This window comes from Proteus mirabilis ATCC 29906, from assembly GCF_000160755.1.
In the GTDB taxonomy this organism is placed as follows: Bacteria; Pseudomonadota; Gammaproteobacteria; order Enterobacterales; family Enterobacteriaceae; genus Proteus; species Proteus mirabilis.
On record NZ_GG668600.1, the window covers coordinates 1 to 624 of the forward strand.

General features: G+C 52.1%; 1 rRNA gene. It reads right to left on the reverse strand.

Annotated elements, in window-relative coordinates:
* Positions 1–624 (reverse strand): 23S ribosomal RNA (locus HMPREF0693_RS18200); the annotation flags it as partial.

Here is a 624-nt window from a genome sequence, read left to right on the forward strand (position 1 = left end):
GTTCGCTGCCGCAGCTTCGGTGCATGGTTTAGCCCCGTTACATCTTCCGCGCGGGCCGACTCGACCAGTGAGCTATTACGCTTTCTTTAAATGATGGCTGCTTCTAAGCCAACATCCTGGCTGTCTGAGCCTTCCCACTTCGTTTCCCACTTAACCATGACTTTGGGACCTTAGCTGGCGGTCTGGGTTGTTTCCCTCTTCACGACGGACGTTAGCACCCGCCGTGTGTCTCCCGTGATAACATTCTTCGGTATTCGCAGTTTGCATCGAGTTGGTAAGTCGGGATGACCCCCTAGTCGAAACAGTGCTCTACCCCCGAAGATGAGTTCACGAGGCGCTACCTAAATAGCTTTCGGGGAGAACCAGCTATCTCCCGGTTTGATTGGCCTTTCACCCCCATCCACAAGTCATCCGCTAATTTTTCAACATTAGTCGGTTCGGTCCTCCAGTTAGTGTTACCCAACCTTCAACCTGCCCATGGATAGATCACCGGGTTTCGGGTCTATACCCTGCAACTCATTCGCCCAGTTAAGACTCGGTTTCCCTACGGCTCCCCTATACGGTTAACCTTGCTACAGAATATAAGTCGCTGACCCATTATACAAAAGGTACGCAGTCACCCCA